The organism is Ensifer sp. Root423 (assembly GCF_001426275.1).
Lineage (GTDB): Bacteria > Pseudomonadota > Alphaproteobacteria > Rhizobiales > Rhizobiaceae > Ensifer > Ensifer adhaerens.
Map to the genome: position 1 here is coordinate 1 of NZ_LMEG01000004.1, position 2,882 is coordinate 2,882.

General features: G+C 64.1%; 2 protein-coding genes and 2 pseudogenes. All 4 read right to left on the reverse strand.

From position 1 onward, the window contains the following. The coding region (locus tag ASD01_RS36520; protein ID WP_244495202.1) for an SIS domain-containing protein at positions 1 to 393 on the reverse strand (393 nt) is incomplete at both ends. A 1-nt stretch (position 394) separates the two neighbouring features. Continuing rightward, positions 395 to 1,639: pseudogene (gene glmS, locus ASD01_RS06765) on the reverse strand (glutamine--fructose-6-phosphate transaminase (isomerizing)); the annotation flags it as partial. A gap of 391 nt (positions 1,640 to 2,030) precedes the next feature. Next, positions 2,031 to 2,450, reverse strand: a 420-nt coding sequence (locus ASD01_RS36525) for a DapH/DapD/GlmU-related protein (protein WP_280138773.1), incomplete at its 5' end; no start/stop codon positions are given. 1 nt (position 2,451) lies between these two features. Next, positions 2,452 to 2,882: pseudogene (gene glmU, locus ASD01_RS36530) on the reverse strand (bifunctional UDP-N-acetylglucosamine diphosphorylase/glucosamine-1-phosphate N-acetyltransferase GlmU); the annotation flags it as partial.

A 2,882-nucleotide genomic window follows, 5' to 3' on the forward strand; every position in this document is an offset into this window, starting at 1 on the left:
CATGTTCTCGTCAATCAGCGCGATCGGTCCATGCTTCAGTTCGCCGGCGGCATAACCTTCCGCATGGATATAGGAGATCTCCTTGAGCTTGAGCGCCCCCTCCATCGCCAGCGGGAAGCTGGTGCCGCGGCCGAGGTAGAGAACGTCGCGGCACTTCGACAGCTCGCGCGAAAGAAGCTCGATCTTCGGCTGAACGGCGTTCAGCACCTGCCCCATGATGCGCGGCATTTCCGCGAGATAGCGAACCAAGACCTGCTCTTCCTCAGCACTCACCGTGCCGCGGGCGCGACCGGCACCGATCGCGAGCGACGCCAGCACTGCGAGCTGGCAGGTGAAGGCCTTGGTCGAGGCGACACCGATTTCCGGGCCGGCAAGGATCGGAAAGACCGCATCNGCCGATCGCGAGCGACGCCAGCACTGCGAGCTGGCAGGTGAAGGCCTTGGTCGAGGCGACACCGATTTCCGGGCCGGCAAGGATCGGAAAGACCGCATCGGATTCACGCGCGATGGTCGATTCACGCGTGTTGACCACGGCACCGATCTTCAGGCCAAGTTCCTTGCAATAGCGCAGCGACGCCAGCGTATCAGCGGTTTCGCCGGATTGAGAGATGAACAACGCGGCCGCCTCGGAAGGCAGCGGGATCTCGCGGTAGCGGAACTCGGACGCGACRTCGATTTCCACCGGCAGGCGCGCGTAACGCTCAAACCAGTACTTGCCGACGAGGCCWGCGAGATAGGCGGTGCCGCAGGCGGAAATCGCAAGGCTCGGAAYCTYGGCGAAATCGATCGTGCCTGAGAGCGCCTTGATGCGGTTGCCGGCAAAATCGATGTAGTGGCTGAGCGCGTGCGCGATCACCTCCGGCTGCTCRTAGATCTCCTTYTCCATGAAGTGCCGGTGGTTGCCCTTGTCGATCATGTAGGCGGCGGCCGTAGACAGCTGCTTCGGCCGGTCGACGACGTTRCCGTCGAGRTCGAAGATATGCACGCCGTTCGCCCCGATCACCGCCCAGTCGCCATCGATCAGATAGGTGATCTCGTTGGTGAAGGGCGCAAGCGCGATCGCGTCGGAGCCGAGGAACATTTCGCCGCGGCCGTGACCGATCGCAAGCGGCGGGCCGTTACGCGCCGCCATGATCGTCGAAGGATCGTCCTGGAAGAGCACCGCCAGYGCATAGGCACCGGTGACGCGCTTCAGCATCGCGTGCATGGCTTCGCGCCGGCCGAGGCCYTCGCGRCGGAACTTGGAGAGCAGATGGGCCACRACCTCGGTGTCGGTGTCSGTCTCGAACTTTGCGCCACTGGCGATCAGTTCGTCCTTCAGCTCGGCGAAGTTCTCAATGATGCCGTTGTGGACGACGGCGACCCCGTCGGTGAAATGCGGGTGGGCGTTGCGTTCGGTCGGCGCGCCATGGGTTGCCCAGCGCGTGTGGGCAATGCCGATCGTGCCGGCGAGCGGCTCTTCGCGCAGCCTGATCTCCAGATTGACGAGCTTGCCCTCGGCGCGCCGSCGCTCCAGCTTGCCGCCAATGACGGTGGCGACACCGGCGGAATCATARCCGCGGTATTCCAAGCGCTTCAGCGCATCGACCAGTCGTTCCGATACCGGCTGGTTGCCAACGATGCCTACAATACCGCACATAGTCGTCTCCGAATTCGTCCCCGCGCCGCGATCGGCGCCCCTGTTCAACGAGGGCGGAAATGCCGCCCGGCGCGCTGTCTTGGTAAAGCATTTGCAGGTCGAGGCAATCCGCCCCGATTTCACTTTCGATTTCAATGTTTAACGCCGCATGTTCCCGCGNCATAGTCGTCTCCGAATTCGTCCCCGCGCCGCGATCGGCGCCCCTGTTCAACGAGGGCGGAAATGCCGCCCGGCGCGCTGTCTTGGTAAAGCATTTGCCGGTCGAGGCAATCCGCCCCGATTTCACTTTCGATTTCAATGTTTAACGCCGCATGTTCCCGCGAATCCTAGCGGAATCAAGCGACATGCAGCAAATCCGAGGCGAACCCGCGGACACGCGGGCACCGCGGGCCTAACCGGYAGCCTTCGCCGCCTTCTTGGCCGCCTTCACCGCCTCGTACCGCTCGCGCAGCAGCCGCGCCCGGCCGGGCTTGATCTCCTGGCGCGCGCGGCCAAAGGCGACGGCGTCGGCCGGCACATCCTCGGTGATGACGCTGCCGGAGGCGACCAGGGCGCCGTYRCCGATCGTCACCGGCGCAACCAGAGACGAGTTCGAGCCGATAAAGGCATTTTCGCCGATCCGCGTCTCGTGCTTGTTCACACCGTCGTAATTGCAGGTGATCGTGCCGGCGCCGATGTTGGTGCCTGCGCCGACGAAGGCATCGCCGATATAGGTCAGGTGATTGACCTTGGCGCCGGCGCCGATCTCAGCCTTCTTGACCTCGCAGAAATTGCCGACCTTGGAGTTTTCGCCGAGATCGGCACCCGGGCGNGTCAGGTGATTGACCTTGGCGCCGGCGCCGATCTCAGCCTTCTTGACCTCGCAGAAATTGCCGACCTTGGAGTTTTCGCCGAGATCGGCACCCGGGCGCAGGCGTGCGTACGGACCGACCGTCGCGCCGGCGCGCACCGTCGCACCCTCGACATGCGAGAAGGCATGAATGATCGCGCCGCTCTCGACGCGCACGCCCGGGCCGAAGACAACATTCGGCTCGACCAGGACATCCTGCTCCAGCGCGGTATCCCAGGCGAGAAACACGGTTTCCGGCGCGATCATCGATACGCCCGACAACATCAGCTCGTGGCGGCGGCGCTGCTGCCAAAGCCGCTCGATGAAGGCGAGCTCGGCGCGCGTGTTGCAGCCAGTCAGTTCTTCTTCGGGGGCCTCGACGGCAATCGCCTGCCCACCGATCTCGCGSACGAT